The organism is Mycobacterium sp. HUMS_12744610, assembly GCF_041206865.1.
GTDB classification, from domain to species: Bacteria; Actinomycetota; Actinomycetes; order Mycobacteriales; family Mycobacteriaceae; genus Mycobacterium; species Mycobacterium servetii.
Genome location: NZ_JBGEDP010000001.1, coordinates 4,758,155 through 4,782,296 on the forward strand (window position 1 = coordinate 4,758,155; position 24,142 = coordinate 4,782,296).

Below are 24,142 nucleotides of genomic sequence, written 5' to 3' on the forward strand. Positions count from 1 at the left end.
CGCGGCGGCCAGGGGCTTCGTCAGCAAGTAGTACCGGCGCCGATGCACGTAGTTCGCGCATCTGGTTCAATAACTTTCACTGCAGCCGCCGCGTTGCGCACATGGACACGGCGAGGCCATTCATCCCAACCAGCGGCGACCGCTCCCGGCCTGCGCTCCTATCGCGTTCGCGATGAGCGCTTGGGCGCCGTGGCCCGCCAGGGGTCCACGACGCAGCTCCGCGATCGGATCCGCCTGCTGCGCAACGGTTTCCTGCGGCCGCACCATCCGACCCGGCTGCCGCCGCGCCAGGCCGGAAACTGCTTACGGCACAGACACGGGTCGGCGAACGCCGCGGCGACGTTCGCGAATCACGATGCAAACCAAGTCGACACGCTCAACACAATCAACGTCGGCCAGTCAAGTCAAGCCGCATTCGGCGAATAGCTACCCGGTCGCGCCGTGAGCACCCTGAGCACCCTGGGCGCCGTGAGCACCCTGGGCACCAAAGATGCCGCCGTGCCCTCCGACACCGCCCACACCGCCGTTTCCGGGGAGACCGGGGACACCGCCCGCGGCGGAGTTACCACCGGCGCCGCCCTGCCCGCCGGCACCACCGTCACCACCGGCGCCTAAGAACAACCCGCCCCGACCGCCGGCACCACCGACACCACCGGCACTGCCGGCACCGCCATCCGGATTCAGGGCGGTGCCTGTATTGCCCGCGGCACCCGCCCCACCGGCACCACCGGCACCGCCATGGCCCATGAACAACCCGCCGTGACCGCCGGCACCACCGGCACCGCCGGCCACACCAACGATATTGGATGTTCCGCCGGCACCGCCGACACCGCCGGCACCCAACAACCACGCCCTGCCGCCAGCACCACCGATACCTCCGGCCCCGCCTAGGCCGCCAGACCCGCCGCTACCGAACAACCACCCACCGGCACCGCCGGCGCCACCTGCAGCGCCGTAACCGCCTGTTCCGCCAGCCCCGCCATTACCAATCAGACCGGCCGATCCACCAGCACCGCCGGCCACGCCTGATGCCGTGCTGGTACCACCGCTACCGCCGCTGCCGTACAACCACCCGCCGGCCCCACCCTGCGTCCCCACCCCTGCGGAGTTGGTGTATCCATTGGCGCCGTTACCGATCAGTACACGCCCTGTTTCCTGCAAAAACCACGTATTGACCGGATTCAGGATCGAAGCAGCCGCGCGGGCACCCGCAGCTTGCAACATTTGCGCGGCATTGGCCGTCTCGGCGCTGACATACTGCGACAGGCCGGTCGCCAAGTTGCGCGTGAACTGGTCATGGAAGGCCGCTGCCTTCGCGACCAGCGCCTGAAACTCCTGCCCTTGCTGGCCGAACACCGATGCGATCGCCGCCGACACCTCGTCGGCCGCCATCGGCGCCACCCCGGTCGTCGGACCTACCGCCGCCGCTTGGCCGCTGACCAGGTTGGTGCTGATGTTGTCGAGATTCGCAGTCAGCCACTGGACGACTGCGGGGTCGATGTAGAAAGGAGAGCTCATGACATTCCACCTCTTGTTCATCGCCGGCCCAGCGGAAGGGCATGATCCGTCCGCAAGTGCATTGAAGCAACCAAGTCGAGACGGTACTGCAAGCACCTCGGTGATCGAAATAAGTTTGGCGACACTGGAAATGGTCGGGTTTGTAAACTGGAAACGGTCGGGTTTCCAAACTGGAGGCGGTCGGTTTTGCAAACTGGAATTAGTCGGCTTTTACGGTCCCCTAGCGGGAGTTTCCAGCCTTTGTAGCTGATCGGCATGTCTCGCGTTGTGGTGCTTGATGTTTGCCGGAAACTCCCGCTAGGCCTCGCCGGACTCGCGATGTGAGCCTGCGGCCCGCGCTTTAGCAGCCGTGGCATGCCGGGCGTGGTTGTGGGCCAGGCACCCGCTCCACGCCGCTCCCGCGGGGTGCACAATGACTCGGACGGGGTTCTTCAGTGCCGCCGCCCGTCATAATGGCTTGGGCGCACTCGTACACCGCCGATCGCCGATTGGGGTCGCCGGAGCCGCACCCGTCGAACCGGGCGAACTGTGGGTGTGGCCGGAGCTCGCAGCGCCGATGCCAATCACTTCCGGCCGCAGTTTCGGTGAGCAGTTGAATTAAATCCGACCGCGCTGGGCCGCCGATAGCCGTTGCTCGACCCAAGGCCAGTCGATTCGTTCCTGTTCGAGGCGCACTCGTGTACCCAGCCCGTCGCCAACCAGTTCCGAATAGAGGTCATACTCGTCCGGCGTCAGGCGCGTCAGGACCGACTTCGAGGGGTGGTCTTCGGTCACCCAACGATCGCGGTGGGCCACCAGCGTGTCACGGTCCATCAGTACCGAGCGCGCCCGCGGGAGCCGCGCCCGCAGGCGGTCGAGAATGGCGAAACCGTGCGTGTCGATGTCTCCCCAGTAGAGGACGTCGGCCTGCGCCAGCCAGAGCAGCCGGCCTATGCTGTCGACTTCGAAGCCCTTCCCCCAGAACACAATTCCGTCTTCGGGGACATCGACACTCAGGTAGCTGATCTCGTTCTCCACGATTACCGCAACGCGCGGTTCGACGGTGAGCTGCGCCAGCTCCTCGGGACGCGCCGCAAGCTCAGTCAGCGTCGGCCCCGGGAAACCCAGCGAGGGCGAGGGCCGGAGCCGCACCAATCCGGGCTTGCACCGCAGACCCAGATCGGCCAGGAACCCATTGGCCGTCGCCGACACGCTAAGCATCGCGGCCAGGACCGGTCGATGCCTCTCGGCAAACTTGGTGTCAACGCCGGGCGCGCTGATCTCGCGGAGGTATCGCTGCGACTGACGATGACTCTCGAGCCAAACGTAGGCAGCGATCAACTGCGGCATCTCGGACGCCAACTCGAGCGCGCGATGCGGATGGCCGACGATCCACTCGCGGACCGCCGGATGCGGGTCCGCCAGGGCCAGGAGTTCGTCGAAGCGACGGACCATCGTCGTCACGCCCAAGAGCGCGCACGCCTGCTCCATCGAGGACACCACCGCGCGGATGGGCAGGCGGTTACGGCCGATCTGTCGGCCACCGATCGACTGCCACTGCAAGGCATATCGGGTGTCGTCACGACGGCCGGCGTCGAGGGCGGCCACCCAGTCGCGGGCCGCAGCAATATCGTCACCTACCTGCGACGGTTTGGGGCCACGCAGCGGCACTTCGATCGGCTGAAAGGAATCGCCATTGGCGTAGGCCCGCAGCAGCGATCCGTCGTCCCACCGCCGTCTCACCCTGGCGACAATGTCGTCCGGTGTGGTCCACCCCGTGCTGATAGCGCCACTCCTCCTCATCGCTTCGTCCCCCGCAAGCGGGAGGTGCCCCCCACTGCATGTCGTCGGCGCGGCAATCACGACTGCCGTGCGTCTCGGCGTGTCCGGTATTCCTCGATGGTCATCGTCTGGAGCCGCGAGAACGTTCCGGTGGGATTGTCCACGAACCCGATCGCCTTGACGTAGGGCTCGATGACGTGAACCTTCTGCAAAGGCGTGACGATGAGAAGTTGCAGCCCGAGTGTCGCGAAGAGTTGCAACGCGTAGCGCGTGGAGACATCCGAGCCGCGCCCGAAGGCCTCGTCGATGACGGCGAACCGGAAGTCGCGTGACTGCTCGGCACCCCACTCGAGCCCGAACTGGTATGCGAGTGACGCCGCGAGGATCGTGTAGGCGAGCTTCTCTTTCTGGCCGCCGGACTTACCGTCGGAATCGCTGTAATGCTCCCATTCATCACCGGTCTCGGCGTCACACTCGGACGCGGAGAAGACGAACCAGTTACGCACGTCGGTGACGCGGCGGGTCCACGTCCTGTCGGATTCGGCGTAGCCGTCGCGCCCACGGAAGCGCTCGATGATCCGCTTGACGTCGAGGAATCGCTGCTCCGAGTATTGGTCGCCGTCGAGCGCAAGGCTGTCGTTGGTCAGGTTGCGCAGATCCGAACGGAATTGTGCGACATCCTGATTCGTCGCAGGCTCCTTCCCCAGCCGGATGTAGCGGCCCGGGTTGTAGGGCACCGCGCCGAGCGCCTCGTTGATCCGATCCACCCGCTCGTCGATTGCCGAAGCCTGCCGATTGAGCCAGTTGTTGAAGCCCGCCAGCTCCTGGATGGCGTTCTTGTTGAGCTGCTCCTTGAACTCGGCTTCGAAACGCGGGAGGTCGTCGGTCGCGACGCGATCACGGAACATCAAAAAGTCTTGTCGGGACTCGACATTGGCGTCCATGTCCGCGCGAAGCTCGGGCCACCGACGCAACACCTCGCTCATGTACTGGCCGAGGTTCAACGCATGGCCGTTGAGTTGGCCGGTGAGGCGCTCGATGCGCCGATGGAGATCCGCCGACAGCGCCACCTCCGCCTCGGCGCAATCCGCCGCCCGCACCGGGCGGTTCTCCCCCAGGCGTTCGTCGAGGGCGGCGTATGACGCGCGAGCAACCACCAGCTCGTGCTCTGGCCGCGCCGCGACAAACTCGTCGTCGCGCTTCTTTGCCTGCTCTGCTTGCCTTTTCGCCACCGCCGTGGTGGCAAGCCTGCCGGTGAGATGGTCGATCGACTCTCCCACGGCTTTGGCCTGCTCGTCGTTGTCGGCGAGCGCCCGCGCGATCTCCTCCAGTCGCGAAGAGCCGGCGAGCAGCCGGACGCGTTCGGCATCGTGGTCGTTTGCGCGCGCCTGGGCCTCGTCGACATCGAGGTCGTTCCAGGAGTGGTAGCCCTCGAGACGGGCGAGGGCTTGCAGTTTTGCCTGCACCGCATCCCGCCGGGCATCGAGCCTCGCCAAGTCGGTAGCGGCCGTCGCGAGCTTTTCCTCCAGCTCGGCGAGCTCGTCGCGAAGCGCGGCGATCTTTCGCTCGTTGGCCCAGCCGAGGACCCAGCGACGGGGGTCATCGACGCGGTGCCGGTCGTCCTTCTCGTGGCGCTCACCCGAACGCACCTGACCCTCGCGAGTCACCGCGCGCCGCTGGCCGCGGAACTCCTCGAGGCTCAGCGCGCACCAGTAGTCGGCCCGCTTCGTGAGCTCGTCGGTGAGGTACTGATGGAACGGCCCGTCCTTGACCTCGATGCAGTCGGCGAGCCAGAGCCGCTCGTGCCCGGGTTGTTGGAGCGGAACCCGTTGTCTGGCAACCCTTTCGTACACAAGCTTGGCGCCGACCGGCTTACCGCCGCGCCCATGGAACGTGAGCCTTCGCCCGTTCACCCATCCGGCGACGGCGTCGTAGTGCTGCTGCTGCACCAGCAGCGACAGGGCGAACCCCCGCAGCACCCGCTCCGCGGCGCCCCGCCACTCAGCGTGCTCCTCGGTCACGTCGAGCAGTTCCCCCGCATACGGAAGGTCATCCGGCGTCAGCCCCAGAGCCGCACACAGCTCCGCGCGCACCTCGACCTGCTCGACGGGCAGGTTGCTGGTGCGTTGCTCCAGGCTCGCGAGTTCCTCGGAGACGAGGCCGCGCTGCCGTTGGAGATCCCTCTCGCGCCCGATCGCGTCGGCAATGGCCGCATCGAGCGCTCCCTTCTCCGTGGTAAGCCGCGACCGCTCGGTAGAGGCCAGGGCGGACAATTCCGCGAAGTCCTCGCTCCCGGCGACCGGTTCCAGCCCGGCTTCGGCGACGGCGACATCGAACCGCGTCCGGGCCTGAAGACGGCTCTGGGCCTGGGCACGCGCCTCTTGGGTGAGTCGCTCCAACTCGCCTATGCGGTCCCCGCCGGCCCTGGCGCGCTCCTCGATAAGAGCGTCGTGTTCGTGTTTGAGCTTCTGCTCCTTGGCTTTAGCGGCGTCCTGCTCCTTCAGCAGGCCCAAACCCTCGGCCTCCAGCTGCGCAATCTCGTCGCCGAGCAGACCGGAACGAAGCTCGGCGACGAACAGCCGGACCGCGGATCGCTCGCGCTCCAACGACTCACGCTCCGCGAGCGCGGCGTCGTACTTTGCCGCGGTCTGCGCGACGGGCTCGAGCGCCTCGAGCTGCTCTCGCGCTCTCTTGACGGCATCGTGCGCCTTGGTCAGGTCATCGAAATGGGCAATGATGTCTCGAACCCGCTCGGTCGAGTCGCTCGGTTCGAGCATGTGGTCGCGCACGAAGTCGTTGAGGTTGCCGACCGACTTCATCGAAACGGTCTGGTGAAACAGCTCGAGCGCCTGCTCCGATCGGATTCCGAGCAGGCGGCGCAACGAGGTCCCGTACTTGGGGAATTCGTCGAAGATCTCCGCCCCGGTAGCGCGCAGCCGCTTGCGAGATCGCGCAGGTCAGTGCCGAAGTCGGCGAAATCGGTTGCGATCGAGAGCGCTTTGGTTGCGGTGACGAAGAAGCGGTAGGGCTGGCCGGTGCTTTCGCGCTGCTGGAAGACCTGCGCCAGGGTGACCGTCTCGTCGTAGCCGTGGTTGGTGAACACCCCGAGGACCACGGAGTAGGTCCGCTTGTTCTCGCGCAGGCCCTTACCCCGTGACCGTCCGGTGGCCTCGTTTCGCTCGGACTTGTAGTGGCCTTCGACGTAGGACCGCAAGGTGCGTTCCTTGGCCTCGGCGCCCGCGGCCTTGTTGTAGGCGGCCTTGTGCGACGGCATCAGCAATGTTGTGAGCGCGTCGACGAACGTCGACTTGCCGGAGCCGATATCCCCGGTGAGTAGGGACGTCTCGGTGCCGGGAGTGAACCGCCAGATCTGGGAGTCGAACGTGCCCCAGTTCAAAACTTCCGCAAACTGGAGCCGGTAGCCGGCCCTTCGGGTATCCCCGAGTCCGACCATCGAGAAGAGTCCGTCACTCATCGCCGGCCGCCGCTCCGGCATACTCCCGCAGCTTCGCCGCGAAGTCGGACAAGGTCTGGGCGTCGACGTAGGCCTTGAGAATGCGCCGCACCTCCCAATGGTCGCTTTGGCCACGCAGCTGCCGCAGGAACCCGAGTTCGCGCGCCTTGTTGATCGTCGTTTCGGCCTGGTCGACGACGCGCGCATCGTTGGTGGACTCGGCCTGAAAGAGCCTCAGCATCTCCACGATCTGATCGGTGGACAGGACCAGCCTGCCATCGCCGCCGCCCGTCTCGAACTCGACGAGCCGCTTGCGCAGCAACACCAGCAGCAGGCTGACGTTGTAGGTCAGGGCGCGCCGTCGCACCAGGCGCGGCAGCGCCTCCCGTGCATCCTGGCCGTCTTCCTCGGGCCGGGATCGAAGGTAGGCGTAGCCCTCGGCGTCATCGACGACCACGTCGACCCCGATGGTGGCGAAATGGTCTCGGACACCGGCGCCCAGGCGTTCCAGCGTCAGCCAGGTGTCCTCGTCCGATTCTCGGTAGACGACACCCTGCATCAGGCGGATGATCGCGCTGGCAACCGCGTGTTCGTTGCTCATCTGCGCCGCTCCTCCTCGTCGCTACGCTCCGCATCGTCGCCATCGCGGCTCATCTGCGCCGCTCCTCCTCGTCGCTACGCTCCGCATCGTCGCCATCGCGGCTCATCTGCGCCGCTCCTGCTCGTCGCTACGCTCCGCATCGTCGCCATCGCGGCTCATCTGCGCCTCACCGTCACCTTCGGCAGCCTCGCTCGCTTGGTGACCCCCCGGTCGGCGGGGTCGGTGTATTCCAGCAATGTCTCGTCCGTGTCGTCCATATCGACCGTCACGTCTTCGTCATCGAGGGCGAGGTAGCCGACGATCTCCGCCGCGCCCTGCTCGATGGGGTGCATCGCGATGACGTCGGTCAACAGAGCCGTGGAGCTCTGGGGCAGAACGCTTCGCACGATCTCGACCAAGCGCGCCGGGTCGACGAACCTCTGGCTGAAAAGGAGCTCGGCGTCCACCTCCTCGGTGGCCTGCGCGATTTGGCTCTCAACCGCCACCGCCGGAGGCGATTGGTAGAGCGGGCGCTCGAACGGAAGCGCTATTTCGATGCCTGGCAGATCGACGTCGAGCCCGAAGGTGGGGGGATTGTCGCGCAGCTCGAGGGCAACGCCTTCCACCGAGCGAACCAGGTCGAGAACGCGCCGGTTCTCCATCCAGACCTGGTCGTCGAGGAAACGGCGCAGCTGCTCGGAAATCTGACGGACCGTGCGCTGCGTCCGATCGGCGGCCTCGGACCAGTCGTGGTGGATGCCGCGAATGCGGTGATCGACTTCAATCACCTCAAGGGCTGACACCTTGGCGAGCAACTCCGCCAGTTCGGTTTGACGCGATTCCGAGAGAAGGAAATCGTAGAACGACTGGAAGCTGCGCCCCTGGTCCGAGCCGGCGATCTGGGAGCGGCTTCCGACCAAGTTGGCCAGCAGTTCGCCCTTGGAGCCATCCCATACCGCAATCTTTTCTCGCGCGGCACGGTCGAGAAGTCGGAAGTTCTCCTCAACCTCGCGGAAGTCGGCGAGCAGTTCCCGCGCCGTCGCCGACAGCTGCTGGTAGCGGTCGCGGACCCCGGTCGCGTCCAGCACGGTGATGAAGCCGGCTTCGACCGCCGCGATCTCGGCGTCGAGTTCGTCGCGGCGGCGGCGCAGTTCGGCCAACCGGACCTCGGGTTCGACTTCGGTTCCGTGCACGATCTGTCGTAGTAGCTCGACCACGGTGTGCAGCCTGGACTCGGTCCCCACGAAAGACCTGCCCCGCAGGCTCGTCACCCACGCATAGGCCTTCTCGAACGCCGGGGTGACCTCGTAGTGCACTTCGTCGTCGCCGGGCGGATAAAAACGCCGCAGATACGCGGTGTCGGTGGCCGCCCAGTCCTCCAAATAAGACCGCGCGTCCTTAGGAAACCGCTCGGAGCCGTCCTCGGTGGAGATCTCGGCATTCAGCGCATGGAGGTGGTCGTCCAGCTGCGCCGCGACCTCACTTGCCGGGCGGGCGCCGCGGTTGCCCTCGACGAAAAACTCTCCGAGGAAGGCCAGGATCAGGGCGGAGTTGCCGGCGCGCAGCAGTCGCCAAGCGGGGTGTCGTTCCCGCAGCGCGTCGATCGCCGCATAGTCCATCACCGAAAGGGTAGAGAATCCCACCGACAGATTCCGGCACGCTCGCCGGGAAAGACGGCCTCGTCCGGATCTGCCGACGAAGGTGCAATTGCCTGGGTCCTCTACTCGCGCCGGACCGGCGCTCGCCGTCGCGGGGCCGGTTGCAGCGGCGCTGCACCACGACGCAGTGGTTGAGTTGGCGCCGCTTTACGATTCACTGTCCACGCTGCAATACCCCGAACTGTCCGCGACCGCGGGCAGCAAAATCAGTGCGCAGCATTCGCTTGCCAAGGTGGATCGGCAGGCGCTTTTCGACGAGGCGAGGGCCATGGGCCTCCCCGCTCGCGCAGTCGGGCAGGCGCTCGACGAACTCTCTACGCACGTCCACTCAGGCATAGAGAACCTGCCCGCCGAGATCACCGAAGGCTGGCCGTCGCGACACGTGATTGAGGCGGGGCTGGAGCGATTGCATCGACCTGAGACCGGACGGCCACTCGGCGGCGTCAAACGATCATCGCGGCGGGGCCGAACGCCGGACACGATCACCGCGGATAAACGCGGGGCCGCCCCACGGATGAGAGGCTGAGCGGATGGGTGGATCGAGTTACGCGACGTTGGATGCCTTGATCGCGCAGGCGACAGTCGACTGCTACAACGACAGCGAGTGCGTGACCGGCCTATACACCACGCTCGACCAGCATCTCGCCACGCCGTTTCAGACTGTGGTCCTCGGCGTGGACGTCACCGTGGCGGGAGTCGACCTAACCGACGACGAGCAGATCGTGGCCGTGTGCACCCGCGGCCGGTCGACACAGCGCATCCCGATCCTGAACCTTCCCCTGCCGACACCGCACCCTGACGGCGCGCAATGGATTGAGGCGTATCGCCGCTGGGTGAAAAGAGCGTGAACACCGTCGACCACCTGCGCGATGTCGACGGCGAGCACCGGGTGCGGCTGACGCAGGCCGAAGCCCTCACCAACCTGCGCACCGTGCTCGAGCTGTGCGCGGCCGGCGAGGTGAAGTGCAGCGCCAAGACGGGTCGGCCCTCGGCAGCGACCATCCGTGCCGTCGATACGCACCTTGCGGACGGCGACTTCTACGCCGGCGAAGCCATCGCCAGCTTCGCCTGGCCGCTGCTCATCCAGGCCGGCGGACTGGCCAAGCTCGAAGAAACCCGGCTCCAACCAACCACGAGGGGCCTTGCGGCGCCGGGTAAACCACCGGTGGAAGTGGTTCGCCACCTATGGCAACGATGGCTCACCCACGCGCCGATCGACGAATTCAGCCGGATCGAGAACATCAAGGGCCAGCTGCCGCAACGTGCTCACCGCGGCCAAGACCCGCCGCCAGCTGGTCGGCCGGGCGCTGACCAGCTGCCCGCCAGGCGAATGGATCGACGTCGACCACCTGTTCAGCAGGATGCGCCGCGGCAACATGAGCCCTACCATCGCCCGCAACGAGATGGCGCTGTGGAAGCTCTATCTGGTCGATCCGCAGTACGGCAGCCTCGGTTATGCCGGGCACCACAACTGGGAGATCCTGGAAGGCCGCTACACCCTGGCCGTTCTGTTCGAGTACGCCGGCACCCTGGGCCTGGTCGACCTCGACTACATCCATGCGGCCGGCGCCCGCGAGGACTTCCGGGACAACTGGGGCAGCGACGAGCTGGATGCCCTCAGTCGCTATGACGGCCTGCGGTCGATCCGGCTCAATGAGCTCGGCGCTTACGTGTTCGGCTTGACCGACACTTACCGGCCGGTCGACTCCGACGCTGCCGACGGTGCGCCGCTGAAGGTACTGCCCAACCTCGACATTGTCGCCACCGGGGACGTCACCGCCGCGGACCGGCTCTTGCTCACCGCTTACGCGAAACAGACCGCCGACCGCGTCTGGACGGTCTCGACCGCCAGCCTGCTCTCGGCGATCGATTCCGGGCGCCGACTTTCCGAATTCACCACGTTCCTGACCGCTCGCACCGCGCACGAAGTCAGCGCGCTGGACACGCTGGTGGCCGACGTCCACCGCCGAGCCGGGCAGCTCGCCGACCTGGGCCATGCCCGCTTGATCGAATGCGCCGACCCCGCCACCGCCGCTCTCATCTCGCGCGACCGTAGGCTGCGCCCGCTGTGCCGCCCGATCGGCGACAGACATCTCGCCGTCCCGGTGGATCAAGAGCTGAAGTTCCGCACCACTCTGCTCCAACTCGGCTACGTCCTGCCGGGACAAGCGATGACGTGAGACATCGCCCTGACGGCCGACTCGCCGGTGCCGCAACGGGCATGAAAATGGCTCCCGGAGGAGTCTCCGGGAGCCATTTCCGCTGGTAGCGGGGACAGGATTCGAACCTGCGACCTCTGGGTTATGAGCTACGGGCCAGGGGTTTCGGGTGTTCGTGTGGTCTCATTTGCGCAGGTCAGCTGCGGTGAGGTGTCCGACTGGTTGCACCTGGTCGCACCGATTTGGGGCGGTTTCGCGGAGTTTTGTTCCCAAATTTGTTCCCAACCTTGCGGTCACCGACGCGCAGAAGCCGGTCGGCTCACGCGACGGATTTACAGTCCGCGGGACGCCCTGCGAATAACGACGAATCCCCCGGTGCATGCCCCGGGGGATCGCGGTCACCATTCTTTGCGCAAGCACCCCACGAATCCTTCCGGCTCCTAAAGAGGGACGCTCGGGAGGGGCGGGATGGAGCGTGAGGTCCCGCATAGGAAGCCAGTTCGCAGCAAACCCGCCGAACCTCGGTAACATCTAGGATGCTACCCCTAGATCAGCCCGGCGGTCGAGCGTCTCAGAGAAGCGATGTCGTTTGCAGCCGGTTGGTTGGTCGTTAGCGCCTGGTATTATGTAATGTCTACATCAGTTTGCCACCATCGGCACACAAAAACGGGCGGTGCACAAAGCCATGACTCTCCAGTCCTCAGCAAAACGAAACTACGCTGCGCAGCAGTTCGCCGCCACACTAGGCGGGCACGCTGGCGTACCGATACGACACTCGTTCGTCCGCCGCATCGATGACCATCTCTCTCCACTGGAACTGTTGATGAACTCCGCCAAGGGGGGTGCGGGCGGCGGGCGGGGCGGCCGGACACGGTTAGCGTTGCTACTGACCCTCTGGTGGGTCATAGCAGCCCCGCCCTACACTGGCAGTCGGCCCGCGGCAGTGTGGTCCGACTTAATGGGTATGGGTGACAATGCACGCGGAGCTCGAACCGTCACCGCCAACCTTCACGAACTAGCCCGCCGCCGCATCATCACGTTGACCGCCGGGGGTGCCGGCATGCCCAACACGATCACCCTGCTCGACGAACAAGGCAACGAACAGCCATACCGCCGCCCCGCTGGGCCGGCAGACGGCGGGTCCTACTTCCGGGTCCCCGAGGCCTTCTGGACAACTGGCCTGATCGGGGAGGTTAGCGGTCCAGGCTTGGCTATGTACTTGATCCTGCTGTACTACCACCGCCGCAGCGCCGCCTCGACGGGCGCGCGCGATTTTGCGGAGCCGACACCAACATGGTTTTCGGAAAACAGCTTTCGACAACGGCACGGACTTTCCGAAGACACCCGACTTGCTGGGATTCAGAACCTTCGCGATCTCGGGGCTATCCAGGTCAATACCGTGTCGATCGACTCATCGGGCGGCAACAGCCAGCGTCGGTACCAGCGCCGGCACGTGACCCTCAACCCCCGCTATGAGCCCCCGCCGCGGGGCGAGAAACCGGACACCGGAGCGCGTAAATCTTTGGTTGAACTTCCCTCGTCCGAGACCGCCTTTTCGACGCTCCGGGATCGGCTAAAATAGCTGACCGCAAGTTCATTTCGAGTGAACTGGACAAGCGGCGCGATCGCTGCTGGGGGCCGGCAAAGAACTATCGCGACGCTTGCACCGCGTCTTGGTTCTGGCTTGACCGACGGTCTCATGCACGGTTGACCTAAGCGCCACGCCGAGTGTAGCGGCGGCCTGAATCAACTGCATCACTGAGTATCGTCCTATGTGATGTACGTGAGCGCCCTTCGAGCCACTGGCTACCGCAATCTAGAGGGCACCGTCGAGCTTTGCAGCCCGCTCGCGGTGCTGGTCGGCGAAAACAATGCCGGCAAGAGCAACGTTATCGACGCGCTGCGAACCGTCTTGGAGCCAGAGGCCGGTCCGCGCTCTCGGCGCTGGTTGCGCGCGGAAGATTTCACCCACGACGGACACGGAAATCTGACCGCTGACGAGCTCGAGCTCGAGGTTCGGCTCGACGGTCTAGGCGCCGGGGAGCAGGCACGGATGGTGACGTGCCTCGCCCCCAGGATGGGGCCGGGTGTCGCGAAGATCCGGCTTAAGGCGACGTTGGGGCCGACTGGTCGTGTCCGAACCGAGTGGTTCGGCGGTGACTCCCAGCAGCCGGACATTGAGCACCACGCCCGAGACGCGGTCAGATTCGTGTATCTACATCCGCTGCGCGACGCTGCCGCCGACCTGAGGCCGGGGCGCGATAACAAGCTGATTCCACTAATCGGTTCGCTTGCCCCGCCAGACCATCCCGATCACCAGGCGATCATCGATGCAGCCAGCCTTGCTAACAGTGCGCTCGATGGAATCCAGACGATTATCGACGCCCGCCACCACGTCGCCAGCCGCTTGAACGCGATGACGGGACCGGGCCGCTTCGCACAGCAGAGCGGACTCGCGTTTGAGGACCCGAAGTTTGAGCGGGTCGTAGGCGCGCTGCGCGCTAAAATCGGCCACCTTGCGGCCCTCGAGATGGACGAGAATGGCTTGGGCTACAACAACTTGTTGTATATGGCGGTCTTGCTCGCGGCGATCGCCGACGCACCGGTGGCAGCTGAGGAACCGACACTGCGCGTGTTATTAGTCGAAGAGCCCGAGGCGCACCTACACCCGCAACTGCAGGACCTGCTCATGCGCTTCCTAGAGAGCGAGGCGGTCGGCCCGACCCAAGTCATCGCGACGACGCACTCGCCAACCTTTGCATCATCGGCGCGGGTGGAGCGGCTTACCGTACTTGCGCGAGGCGACGTACGCGCGAAGCCCGTCGCCCGCCTACCAAGAGATTTCGGCCTGGACGACAAACAGCTTGCCTATCTGCGCCGCTTCCTGGACGTAACGAAGGCGTCGCTGTTCTTCGCGCGCGCAGTGATTCTCGTGGAGGGCGTTGCCGAGCAGCTGCTGGTGCCGGTCATCGCCGAACGAATCGGACGGCCGCTGGCATCGAACGGCGTAGCCATCATCAATATCGGCGGCGTCGCCTTTCCTCCATTCACAGACCTCTTCGGCAATGACAAGTTGCCATACCGACTCGCGGTTATTTCCGACAGTGATGGTCAGCCCTCGGCCGACGAGCTGGCAGGAGAGGATGAAGCACTATCCCCACGCGCAGCCGCGCTGGCGAACCGTGCGGGCGATAATGTGATCGTCCGGCTCGCCGAGAAGACGCTGGAGTGGGACTTGGCGATGGTCGGCAATAGTGCAGTGATGTTCGACGCGCTGGCACAGGTCAAGCCGATCGCCGGGCCACGGCTGAGAGCCGAGGTTGACGATGCGAACGAGGTCGAGCGGGCCAACGGAATCCTCGACAAGGTCAAAAACGTGAAGGGCCGTTTCGCACAGGAACTCGCTGAGCTGCTAGCAGACGAGGATCAGCCGCTCCAGGTTCCCACATACCTGCGTGAGGCAATCGAGTGGGTGACAGAGCCGGAAGCCGCCAGGCAGGACGAGCGTGAGGCCGAGATCAGCGTGAGTGGCGCGGCCGTCGGTGAGAGCGATGAATGATTCTTACTAGCCAGCAGCAGCTGGTGGTCGACGCGGATGGCAACTTCCTCCTACTGGCATGTCCCGGTTCGGGCAAAACGCGTTCCGCTGCCGAAAGGACTGCCCGGCTAGTGCGCATGCCCGGTGTGAAGGTCGCGGCGTGTTCCTACACTAATGTGGGCGCTGAGCGGCTGGGGGCGGTGCTCGCGAATGACCTTGGAATTGTGCTGTCACACAATAATTTTCTTGGCACTATCCACAAGTTCCTACTTCGGCACGTTGTCCATCCATTCGCCCACCTGCTCGGAGCAGAGCGGGGACCGTTCATTCACGAGGGTGACAGCTGGCCACAAGTCCGCGTTTACAACGACAACGTGCAGCGCATCGGCATCCACTGCTTCCGTCGCACACCTGATGGTGGACTCGTTGTGACAGATAAACCACGCACCGTAAGAGGAGCTTCGGACGAGATCGTGGCATCGGTGCGCCAAGAGGTGTTGCGGCGCAAGGGTGACATCTTCCGGCGGGCCGGCCTGCTCACCGCTGATGATGCGATGTGAGCCTGTCACGATTTCTGTGTAAGTCAGAGGTGATTTGACTACGAGTTGTATTCTAGCACAATGGGATTCGCCCAGGGAATAGTCTGGCGAGTGTGTTGAGCGCCACAGTCCAGTTGTGCGTTCCAGTACCCGAATAGCCTCCTCTCTCGCTGGAGATGTTGCGCAGCCCGAGGTACAGCAACTTCATCGCGGCGTCCTTGTCCGTGAAATGACCACGGTTCTTGGTGATCTTGCGCAACTGGAAGTTGATCGACTCGATCGCATTGGTGGTGTAGACGATCTTGCGCAACTCCACCGGATAGTCCAGGAACGGAACGAATTCCCCCCAGGCGTTGTGCCACACGTCAATTGCACCCGGATATTGGGCGCCGAATTGCTGGTCGAACTCCTTGAGTGCGAGTTCGGCTCCATCGACGGTCGGCGCACTGTAGATCGCCCGCATCGCGGTGGCGACCTTCTTGCGGTCCTTATAAGACACGAAGCGCATCGCATTCCTAATGACGTGCACGACGCAGGTCTGCACCACGGTATCGGGATAGATCGAGCGGATCGCATCAGGCAGACCGGTCAGCCCGTCGCAGCAGGCGATGAGGATGTCGCGCACCCCGCGGTTGCGCAGGTCGATGACGACCTTCTGCCAGAACTTCGCCCCCTCGGAGTCCTGGATCCAGCAGCCCAAGGCGTGTTTGCGGCCCTCCAGATCCACGCCAATGGCCAAATAGGCGACCTTGGTGGTGATGACCCCGTTGTCGCCGATCCGCAGCCGCAGCCCATCGATGTAGAGGATCGGGTAGACCTCATCGAGCGGGCGGGCCTGCCAGGCCTTGATCTCATCGACCACCACCTCGGTGATATTGGAGATCAACTCCCGCGACACCGACGCCCCATAGACCTCCTGCAGGTGGGCTTCGATATCGCGGGTGGTCATTCCCCGTGAATACAGCGACAACACCACCGAATTGATGTTGTTGAGCCGGCGGGTCTTCTTCGGCACAATCGCCGGCTCAAACGAGCCGTTGCGATCACGCGGCGCATCGATCTGCACCGGGCCGTTGACGGTGGTCACCGTTTTCGGCGTGGTGCCGTTGCGCGAATTTCCCGATCCGCGTCCGGCCGGATCGCCGGCCTCATAGCCCAGATGGTGGGTTAGCTCCGCATTCAGCGCCCGCTCCAGCACGGCCTTAGTCAGCTGGTTCAGCAAACCGTCCGCGCCGTCGATCGGGGTCCCGGTCTTCACCGCATCCTTAATCAACGAGTCCAGCGTCTCTTCGGTGAACATCTCGGCCAGCCGCCGCGCCGCGGTCGTCTCCTCAGCCGGCATCTGCATGGTCTTGGTCACAAAACACTCCTTCTGTCCGCCCAACGGCGGTCCGATGATGGACCACCCCGGACTTACACAGATGGAATGACACGCCCTGCGATGTGGGTCGCACTGCGCCTACTACGAGAGCACCCACAAGTGTCGGCGGCAGTCGCCGCCCGCTTCACCGAGATACTCCTCGACGAGGCGCAAGATACTTCCGAGCTACAACTGGCCTGCCTTGAGGTGCTCCATACAACAGGCAAGCTAGGGTCGTTAGTCCTGGTTGGCGACCTCGAGCAATCTATCTACTCCTTCCAAGGCGCGAGCGCCGCACGCTGCCAGAAGCTTGCCGATGACCGCGGCCTACAGGTGTTGACGCTTACCCAGAATCACCGTTCCTCGCAACGAATTTGCGATGTAGCGGTCAACTTCTGCAGTCGTACGCGACCGGATACGGCAGTCGGACCCCATGCCAACTGTGAGATCACGCCTGAAGTGGCGCTCTACCCGCCCAACGACCCCGCCGCGTCAATGGAAATCTACCGCGGGCGGCTTGCTAAGCATGGCCTCGCGGTCGAGGACGCTACGGTCCTTGGCCGGAACTGGAAGGTCGTCGATGTGCTAAACGGCCAGACGTCACTATTTAAGTCAAGCGATCGCCAGTACGTCATCGGACAACTCGCCGCGCGAATTGCTGCCGGGACGCTGACTGCTAGCCACGTCCGTAAAGCGGAGCGGCTCTTGGCCTATTGCGCGTGGGATACTACTGCGATCGCAGGCATAGCCGACAATGAGCGATCTGCGTTGAGGCGAGCCGCGTCTGACCTGCTCAATCGGCTGCCGGCCTTGGAGGGCGATCTGCGTTCTTGGTTGATCGCGGCACGTACCGTCCTGCACGAAGTCGCGACGACGCTCACCGCTGAGCTCAAGCACACCGGAGGACGCGCAATCACAGTCAATGCCGGATTGGCGGATTACCAAGCCGCCGAGGTGTTCACGCCGGCACCCGGCGATCTCCGAGCGCGGACGGTGCATTCATTCAAGGGCGAGGATAGCGATGCGGTCATGGTCGTGGTCCGCCGTCCACATGCAAGTGACCCGACTTCCCAGATGGAACTTTGGGAGGCTGCCGTTGCTGGGAGCGAAGTCGATCCCGAGAAGGAGGAGGAGCGCCGAGTACTTTTTGTCGCCCTCACGCGAGCGCGACGTTACTGCCTGGTGGCCCTTCCGGACGATGCGCGTGGACGGGCAGTAGCAGCCTCATGCGATGGTCTCGGATTTCAATCGGTGCGTGGCTGACCTCCCGACCACTGGTCATGTCGGGGCAGCATCTCCGTTCGCGGTGGCTTCTAGCGGGAGTTTCCAGCCTTTGTAGCTGATCGGCGTGTCTTGCGTTGTGGTGCTTGATGTTTGTGGGGCTGGAGTGTATTACCCATATATGGCGTCGATCGTGGGTAAGCGGCGCGGCAAGCAGACCTATTACTACCTGGTGGAATCGGCCCGCGTGCAAGGTAAGCCGCGCATCGTTTCGCAGCAGTATTTGGGCAGCGCGGAGGAGGTGATGGCGAAGCTGTCGGCGACGCCGGCCGGGCAGCCGATCCGTAGCCAGCACAAGCAGTTCGGGGATCTGGCTGCGGTGTGGTCGATGCTGGCCCGGCTGGATGTGGCCGGCATCGTCAACGACGTGGCGCCCCGGTACGCGAACGCGGCCGCACCGGTGGGCACCTATGTGGCCCTGGCGTGCGCGAACCGGATTGTCGACCCATGTTCCAAGCGTGGCTTCGCCGACTGGTGGGCCACCACGGCCGGGTCACGGTGGGTGAAGCTGGACCGGGCCGCGCTGGATCATCGCCGGTTCTGGGACGCGATGGACCGCCTCGGCCAGACCGAACTGCGTGAGATCGAGACCCGGCTGGGACGGCGGATGGTGACCGAGTTCGGGCTGGATTTGACCGGGCTGGCGTTGGACATGACCAACTTCGCCACCTTCATCGACACCGGCAACGACCGCGCGCCGATCGCGCAGCGGGGCAAGGCCAAGCAGAAACGCACCGATCTGCGGTTGGTCGGGCTGGCCCTGGTCGTCACCCGCGACGGCGGGGTGCCCGTGATCAGCCACCCCTATCCCGGGGACCGGCCCGATGTCACCCAGTTCAGCACCGTCGTCGACGAACTGCTCACCCGCTACCGGGACCTGGTCGAGCACGTGGAGTCGCTGACCGTGGTCTATGACGCCGGGCAAAACAGCAGCGACAACCATGCGGTAGTGGAGGCGCACCGGATCGGGTTCGTCGGTTCGCTGCCGCCCAGCGATCACCCCGAACTGCTGCAGATCCCGACCCGGGACTACCGGCCCGTGGACGACGACCGCTACCCCGAGCTGAGCTATGTCGACACCACCGTCACCGCGCTCGGCGTCACCCGCCGAGCGGTACTCACCCACTCGGCGAACCTGGCGGCCAAACAATCCCGCGGCCTGGACCAGACCCTGGCCAAGGCCCGGCGCCGCCTGGCCGAGCTGGCCGCCCGCCTCGCGCGCGGCCGCACCCGCCGCGACCGCGACCAGGTCCAGGCCGAGATCACCGCGATCCTCAAACCCCGCTGGGTCGCCGACATCATCACCACCACCCTCACCGGCGACACGCCCGCCCAATTGAGGCTGTCCTGGCGCACCGACACCAAGGCCCGAAAGCGCCTGCAAGAACGGCTGTTCGGCAAGCGCATCCTATTCACCAACCGCGACTGGCCGGTACCCGACGTGGTGGCCGCCTACCGATCGCAATCCGACGCCGAATTCGGGTTCCGCCAACTCAAAGACCCCCACGTAGTCTCGTTCAGCCCGATGCACCACTGGACCGACTCCAAGATCCGGGTGCACGTGTTCTACTGCGTGCTCGCCCTGGCCGTCGCCCACCTGATGCGCCGCCAGACCGAGCACGCCGGGCTGCACCTGTCGGTACGCGAACTACTCGACGAACTCTCCGGCATCCAAGAGACCGTGTTGATTTACCACGACGGCAGCAAGGGACGGCCCCGCGTGCAGCGCATGCTCACCGACACCAGCCCCACCCAACAGCGACTCGCCGACCTGTTCGCAATCCACCAATACGCACCCACCCGCTGACCAACAACGCCCAACACAACGACTTGGGTAATACACCAACCCTGCCCAAAAACCCAACCCCACCAGGGCAAATCAGGCCGTCGATCAACGAAGGCCGGAAACTCCCGCTAGGGCTGCCGCGACCGCCTCGAACTCCGCGAGTGCGGCGGTGAGGTCTTCGACGATCTCTCTGGCGATGATCTCGGGCGCTGGGAGGTGATCGGCGTCGTCGAGCGACTCATCACGCAGCCAGGTGATGTCGAGGTTGACCTTGTCGCGCGCAACGAGTTCGGAGTAGGTGAACGATTTCCATCTTTCCGACTCGACACGTTCGTCACGAGGCTTTCCGCTCAGATAGCAATCGACGAACTCGTCGAGATGATGGCGGCGCAAAGGGTTCTGCTTGAGAGTGAAGTGCCGGTTGGTACGCAGGTCGTAGACCCAGAGCTTGGTGCTCCATGGCTGCTCGGAGGCCGGCTTCTTGTCGAAGAAGAGCACGTTGGCCTTTACACCTTGAGCGTAGAAAATGCCGGTGGGCAAGCGAAGTATCGTATGTAGGTCGAAGTCGTTCAACAGCTTTCGTCGCAACGTTTCGCCGGCGCCGCCCTCGAAGAGGACGTTGTCTGGAAGGACGACGGCGGCGCGGCCGTTGATGTCGAGAATGGTCATGATGTGCTGCAGGAAATTGAGCTGCTTGTTACTGGTCGTCACGACGAAGTCCTGCCGTTCGATCTCGACGTCCTCGCGCACCTCCCGACCATCGGCACCGACCATCGTCAACGACGACTTGCGGCCGAACGGCGGGTTGGTCAGCACCACCGACCACCGCCGGCCAGGGTCAGAGATGAGCACGTCACGAACCTCGATCAGTGAATCGCCGTCGGCGGTTCCGATGCCGTGCAGCAGCAGGTTCATCGCAGCCAGGCGCGCCGTTCCGTCGACGAGTTCGTATCCGGTGACGAAATCGTCACGCAAGTGCTTGCGCTTTGTCGGGGTAAGGTTCTCGGCCCCTTGCACGGCGTGTTCATGAGCGACGAGGAGGAACCCACCCGTGCCACAGGCCGTTATGTGCTCTCTCTGGGCGTGTCTCACGGACCAAGTAGCCCCCGGCGAATACGGTGGGGCGGATTGATCAGCGGGAGGTGACACGTTGCAGCTGTACTTCGCGGATTGGGCAGCGGTCGAGCAAAGCGAGTATCAGATCGATGTTGGCCCGGCCGACCGTCGGCTGGCCTGCGGCACTCCCATACTCGTCGATGACGCGATGCGGCCAATGGAGCCGTGGTGCACCTTCTTGCGGCTGTACTGCCAGAACCTGCGGACGAACTCGATTTACGCGTACGCCCGTGATGCGTTGGAGTTCGGACGGTTCTTGGACACGAGAGGCATCGGGGTGCTTGATGTCTCAGAGCCCGATCTCGTTGCATTCCGCAAGCACCGACTCGCCAACGGCGTGTCACCCAGTTCTTGGTCTCGACATCTTGTCGTCATTCGGGCGCTATTCACCTACCTGTACGAGACTGGCCAACGCGACAGCCTGCCCTGGATCCAGGTCGGGAGCAGGTCAGTCGTGACGCCCAGGACGCCACGCACGGAGATGGACGTCAGAGCGCTGTCACATTCGCAATGGCTGGCCCTGCGCAATATCGGATTTGGTGGAGAGCTGCCCTCAGGAGAGGTCGACCGCTCCTATCGTGGTCAATCGACCGTCCGCAACGTGTGCGCGGTCGACCTGGCCCTGACCACCGGCATGCGCCTCACCGAGTGGTCCACGCTGCTGGATGCCGAGATCCCGTCTTCCGACGGCGGCGCTTCGCTGGTGCTGGAAGCGTGTGCGAAGAATGCGCGCCGCCGGCGGGTCTATATCCCAGCCTCGACCGTCAAGGCAGTCGAACTCTACCGCGCCACAGAACGTAAATCCCTTGTCCGCAAAGCTCAGACCGCTCTGCGGCGCAGGCTGCCGACGCTGGCAGTCGCCACCCACATCGACCCGACCGCGGGCAAGCTCACATACCGTCAAAAAGGGATCGACACGCGGGAGGACTTCGCTGCGATCCCTCCCGAAGTGCGACGGCTCCTGGTCAGAGTCGACGCGGCTGGGTATATCGAGCCGTTGTCGCTATTTGTGGGTAAGGGCGGGCGCCCGCCGTCGCAGCGGCGCTGGCATCAATACTTTGAGGACGCCAACGACCGCCTTGCCGCGTTCGGGAGTTCCCCACCCACCATGCCTCCCGCGGTCACACCGCATGACCTGAGACATACATTCGCTGTGGTCATGCTGCGCAGCCTGCAGCGACGCGCGATGCTACTCGAACAGTCCAGGACGAGAACAGGATTCGGTACGATCAGCGAACACATCGTCCACAACCCGCTCTTAACTCTACAGCGTCTACTCGGCCACGCGAGCCCGTCTACGACTATGGTCTACCTCCGGTTTGTCGATGAGTCAGATGAGCTGATCCAGCGGGCGTTTGAATCCTGGAGCGACGATACCCGCGACTACGCCACCTACGTTCTGGACGAGCTGGAGCTGGAGGCGCAGTCGTCGTGACGCCCGCTGACCGTGAACCGCGCATGGTGCTCTTCCCGCCCGGCGGACCGATGAAGTCGGCGCGCATCGACCCAAGTAAGTATGTCGCCACACGGCTGGTCGCCGAGCTGGCCGACGCCTGGAAAGAGGCCGCCGAACATCTCGACCTGACCCCCGGAACAATCACTCGTCAAGGCGGGGTCATCAGACGAGTTGGCGAATTCTTGACCGACCGCGCCGACCGATTTCTCACCTTGTCTGGCGACGGCGGGGAGGTTGCGCGACGACTGCACGACTGGGAATCGGCAATGGTCCTGCGTTTCCCGCCTCCCAGCGTGCACGCGAAAGACCTCGGCATGGAGTTGCGCAATCACGTCGCCCGATATCTCCAATCACACGGGGTGCACGACGGTGTGCTCGCGGACTGGACCAGCGGATGGGTCTTGGACGGCAGCGCATGGGAGGGCTTACCGCTCGACGAATTCAGCAACGACGAACGACTCCACCTTGAGCAGACATGCCGAACGATCGTGCGCGACACCGAAACACGCCTCGCCCGCGGCAACACCTTGCTGAACGCCGGAAGGGATCCCCGCAGCCACGGCTGGAACCAAGTGGAGAACGTCCTGTGGGCCCTGCGGAACCTGCCCTACGACGAATCGTTCCACGTTCATCTGGCCGGGCCGCGTCGAGCACTGAACGGATGCGACGTCGACCAAGAGTCCGGAGTCAACCGCGATGCCCGATTGAAGGCACGCCCGCTGGTGACGGCCATAGGCGCATACCTCACCCCAGAGGACGAGTACCTTCTCGCCATCAGAGTGCTGCTCCACCTACAAACGGGGTGGGCACCTGAGGAGAGCCGCCGACTTCTGCGCAGTGACATCGAGATCGGCGACTCCTCCGTCCGTGTCCGAGCGACCAAGCTACGGGCCCAACGAATCCGCTGGCACACCCTGTCCTCAACGCCACAGCCATCCTGGGGATGGAAGGCCGGCGACCTGCTTCGACGCGCCGCACACGCGATGCAGCACGCGCACGCGCTCACTCCCGACGAGCCACTCTTCTGGGTGACAGGGGTCCGCTCTGCACGGGACCGGCGCGACGACGAGTATCCCCAATATGTGATCCGTGCAAGACATTTCGGATGCCCCAACTCGCTCAACAAGCTCATCGAGCGCCACGGACTGACGATCAGCGAACCGCACGATATGCGTAGGATCCGCAAGACGGTGAAAAGCGCGCGGGCCGCATTGCTCGGCACCCTCAACGGCGCCGCCGGTGACGACCACTCCGTCGAAGTCTTCCGGGGCCACTACGCCCAAACCACCACGGTTCACACCATCGCGGCACAGACAGTCCTGCGCGCCCAGCGCAAAGTCCTCGAACGCGCATCAAACGGACCGATGTTTATCGACGCGACGGCCGCCGACGTCGCCGCTGGCCCAAATGACTCCGATGTGGCCGCCCTCGCCATGTCGGTGGCCGAAGAATCACCCACAGAGCAGCAGCTGACACTTGCAGCATGCCGAGACCCCTACGATCCGCCGGTCGGGCAGACAGGATCGTTGTGCCACGCCTCGCCGTCGCTGTGCTTGCAGTGCCGAAACGCGGTCGTCTTCCGCGACCACCTGCCACGCCTCCTCATATACCGCAACGTGCTGGACGGCATCGAAAAGACCATGCCCCCAATCCAGTTCAGCGAAGTCTACGGCCAGCAACGCATCAACGTCGACGCCATCCTCACCGAATTCACCAGTGACCACATCGAAGCAGCGCGCCAACAAACCGCTCACCTTCATCGACCGTTCGGACAAAGGGCTGAACAGTGACCCGCCAACTCACATCACCGATAGCGGCGGCGTGGGATCCGCCCTTCGCTCCCGACGAACCCGTGCTACCGGCGGCTCGCCGGATCGCACCCGGTCCCGAGCTGCGATTCGACGATATGCCCCGCTGGGATCTGACCGCCGGCGGA

Annotated in this window: 16 protein-coding genes and 1 pseudogene; 10 read left to right on the plus strand and 7 right to left on the minus strand. The window is 64.4% G+C overall.

Translation table 11 applies throughout. The features are described from left to right. Positions 1-426: 426 nt before the first annotated feature. The 5 genes and pseudogenes from AB8998_RS23150 to AB8998_RS23170 form a co-directional block, all read right to left on the minus strand. Positions 427-1,518 carry a PE family protein gene (locus AB8998_RS23150; protein WP_475582083.1) on the minus strand — a complete coding sequence of 364 codons (1,092 nt, stop codon included), beginning with the start codon at positions 1,516-1,518 and terminating at the stop codon, positions 427-429. Positions 1,519-2,115: 597 nt separating this feature from the next. After that, on the minus strand, positions 2,116-3,282 hold the full coding sequence (locus AB8998_RS23155) for a DUF3322 domain-containing protein (protein ID WP_369741724.1): 1,167 nt from the start codon (positions 3,280-3,282) through the stop codon (positions 2,116-2,118). 74 nt (positions 3,283-3,356) lie between these two features. Then, a pseudogene (locus AB8998_RS23160) lies at positions 3,357-6,754 on the minus strand (ATP-binding protein). Next, positions 6,747-7,334, minus strand: a complete 588-nt coding sequence (locus AB8998_RS23165) for a DUF4194 domain-containing protein (protein WP_369739969.1) — start codon at positions 7,332-7,334, stop codon at positions 6,747-6,749. The pseudogene AB8998_RS23160 and the gene AB8998_RS23165 overlap by 8 nt, the downstream one beginning before the upstream one ends. A gap of 155 nt (positions 7,335-7,489) precedes the next feature. Further along, on the minus strand, positions 7,490-8,932 hold the full coding sequence (locus tag AB8998_RS23170) for a DUF3375 domain-containing protein (RefSeq protein ID WP_369739971.1): 1,443 nt from the start codon (positions 8,930-8,932) through the stop codon (positions 7,490-7,492). A gap of 166 nt (positions 8,933-9,098) precedes the next feature. Between AB8998_RS23170 and AB8998_RS23175 the strand changes: the two genes are divergently transcribed. From AB8998_RS23175 to AB8998_RS23200, 6 genes are all read left to right on the plus strand, one after another. Further along, a complete protein-coding gene (locus tag AB8998_RS23175; RefSeq protein WP_369739973.1) occupies positions 9,099-9,497 on the plus strand; it encodes a HipA domain-containing protein in 399 nt (132 codons plus the stop codon). Positions 9,498-9,525: 28 nt separating this feature from the next. Further along, positions 9,526-9,819, plus strand: a complete 294-nt coding sequence (locus tag AB8998_RS23180) for a hypothetical protein (protein WP_369739975.1) — start codon at positions 9,526-9,528, stop codon at positions 9,817-9,819. Positions 9,820-10,233: 414 nt separating this feature from the next. Next, on the plus strand, positions 10,234-11,151 hold the full coding sequence (locus AB8998_RS23185; protein WP_369739977.1) for a hypothetical protein: 918 nt from the start codon (positions 10,234-10,236) through the stop codon (positions 11,149-11,151). Positions 11,152-12,094: 943 nt separating this feature from the next. After that, positions 12,095-12,712, plus strand: a complete 618-nt coding sequence (locus AB8998_RS23190) for a hypothetical protein (RefSeq protein ID WP_369739978.1) — start codon at positions 12,095-12,097, stop codon at positions 12,710-12,712. 195 nt (positions 12,713-12,907) lie between these two features. Next, the gene (locus AB8998_RS23195; RefSeq protein WP_369739980.1) at positions 12,908-14,689 is read left to right on the plus strand and encodes an ATP-dependent nuclease; all 1,782 of its coding nucleotides are present in this window, start codon (positions 12,908-12,910) and stop codon (positions 14,687-14,689) included. After that, positions 14,686-15,228 (plus strand): UvrD-helicase domain-containing protein, encoded by a 543-nt coding sequence (locus tag AB8998_RS23200; RefSeq protein WP_369739982.1) that lies wholly within the window; start codon positions 14,686-14,688, stop codon positions 15,226-15,228. Before AB8998_RS23195 ends, AB8998_RS23200 begins: the two co-directional genes overlap by 4 nt. Positions 15,229-15,280: 52 nt before the next feature. Here the strand turns inward: AB8998_RS23200 and AB8998_RS23205 are convergent, their stop codons facing one another. Beyond that, the gene (locus AB8998_RS23205) at positions 15,281-16,516 is read right to left on the minus strand and encodes an IS256 family transposase (RefSeq protein ID WP_369741377.1); all 1,236 of its coding nucleotides are present in this window, start codon (positions 16,514-16,516) and stop codon (positions 15,281-15,283) included. Between the two features lie 117 nt (positions 16,517-16,633). On the opposite strand from AB8998_RS23205, the gene AB8998_RS23210 reads away from it, so the two are divergent. Both AB8998_RS23210 and AB8998_RS23215 read left to right on the plus strand, forming a co-directional pair. Continuing rightward, entirely contained in the window at positions 16,634-17,830 is a 1,197-nt protein-coding gene (locus tag AB8998_RS23210) for a UvrD-helicase domain-containing protein (RefSeq protein ID WP_369739984.1), read from the plus strand. Between the two features lie 139 nt (positions 17,831-17,969). After that, a complete protein-coding gene (locus AB8998_RS23215; protein ID WP_369736745.1) occupies positions 17,970-19,655 on the plus strand; it encodes an IS1634 family transposase in 1,686 nt (561 codons plus the stop codon). 84 nt (positions 19,656-19,739) lie between these two features. Here the strand turns inward: AB8998_RS23215 and AB8998_RS23220 are convergent, their stop codons facing one another. Next, positions 19,740-20,783: an HsdM family class I SAM-dependent methyltransferase gene (locus AB8998_RS23220; RefSeq protein WP_369739985.1), complete on the minus strand. Its 1,044-nt coding sequence runs from the start codon at positions 20,781-20,783 to the stop codon at positions 19,740-19,742. Position 20,784: 1 nt separating this feature from the next. On the opposite strand from AB8998_RS23220, the gene AB8998_RS23225 reads away from it, so the two are divergent. Both AB8998_RS23225 and AB8998_RS23230 read left to right on the plus strand, forming a co-directional pair. Continuing rightward, on the plus strand, positions 20,785-22,185 hold the full coding sequence (locus tag AB8998_RS23225; protein WP_235848076.1) for a tyrosine-type recombinase/integrase: 1,401 nt from the start codon (positions 20,785-20,787) through the stop codon (positions 22,183-22,185). A gap of 23 nt (positions 22,186-22,208) precedes the next feature. Further along, positions 22,209-23,996, plus strand: coding sequence for a hypothetical protein (locus AB8998_RS23230; RefSeq protein ID WP_369739986.1), 1,788 nt, complete (start codon positions 22,209-22,211; stop codon positions 23,994-23,996). The last annotated feature ends 146 nt before the right edge of the window (positions 23,997-24,142 follow it).

Coding starts and splice junctions, on each gene's coding strand:
- AB8998_RS23150 (WP_475582083.1), bottom strand. CDS start 1,518: ATGAGCTCTCCTTTCTACATCGACCCCGCAGTCGTCCAGTGGCTGACT.
- AB8998_RS23165 (WP_369739969.1), bottom strand. CDS start 7,334: ATGAGCAACGAACACGCGGTTGCCAGCGCGATCATCCGCCTGATGCAG.
- AB8998_RS23170 (WP_369739971.1), bottom strand. CDS start 8,932: ATGGACTATGCGGCGATCGACGCGCTGCGGGAACGACACCCCGCTTGG.
- AB8998_RS23190 (WP_369739978.1), top strand. CDS start 12,095: ATGGGTGACAATGCACGCGGAGCTCGAACCGTCACCGCCAACCTTCAC.
- AB8998_RS23195 (WP_369739980.1), top strand. CDS start 12,908: ATGTACGTGAGCGCCCTTCGAGCCACTGGCTACCGCAATCTAGAGGGC.
- AB8998_RS23200 (WP_369739982.1), top strand. CDS start 14,686: ATGATTCTTACTAGCCAGCAGCAGCTGGTGGTCGACGCGGATGGCAAC.
- AB8998_RS23210 (WP_369739984.1), top strand. CDS start 16,634: ATGACACGCCCTGCGATGTGGGTCGCACTGCGCCTACTACGAGAGCAC.
- AB8998_RS23215 (WP_369736745.1), top strand. CDS start 17,970: ATGGCGTCGATCGTGGGTAAGCGGCGCGGCAAGCAGACCTATTACTAC.
- AB8998_RS23230 (WP_369739986.1), top strand. CDS start 22,209: ATGGTGCTCTTCCCGCCCGGCGGACCGATGAAGTCGGCGCGCATCGAC.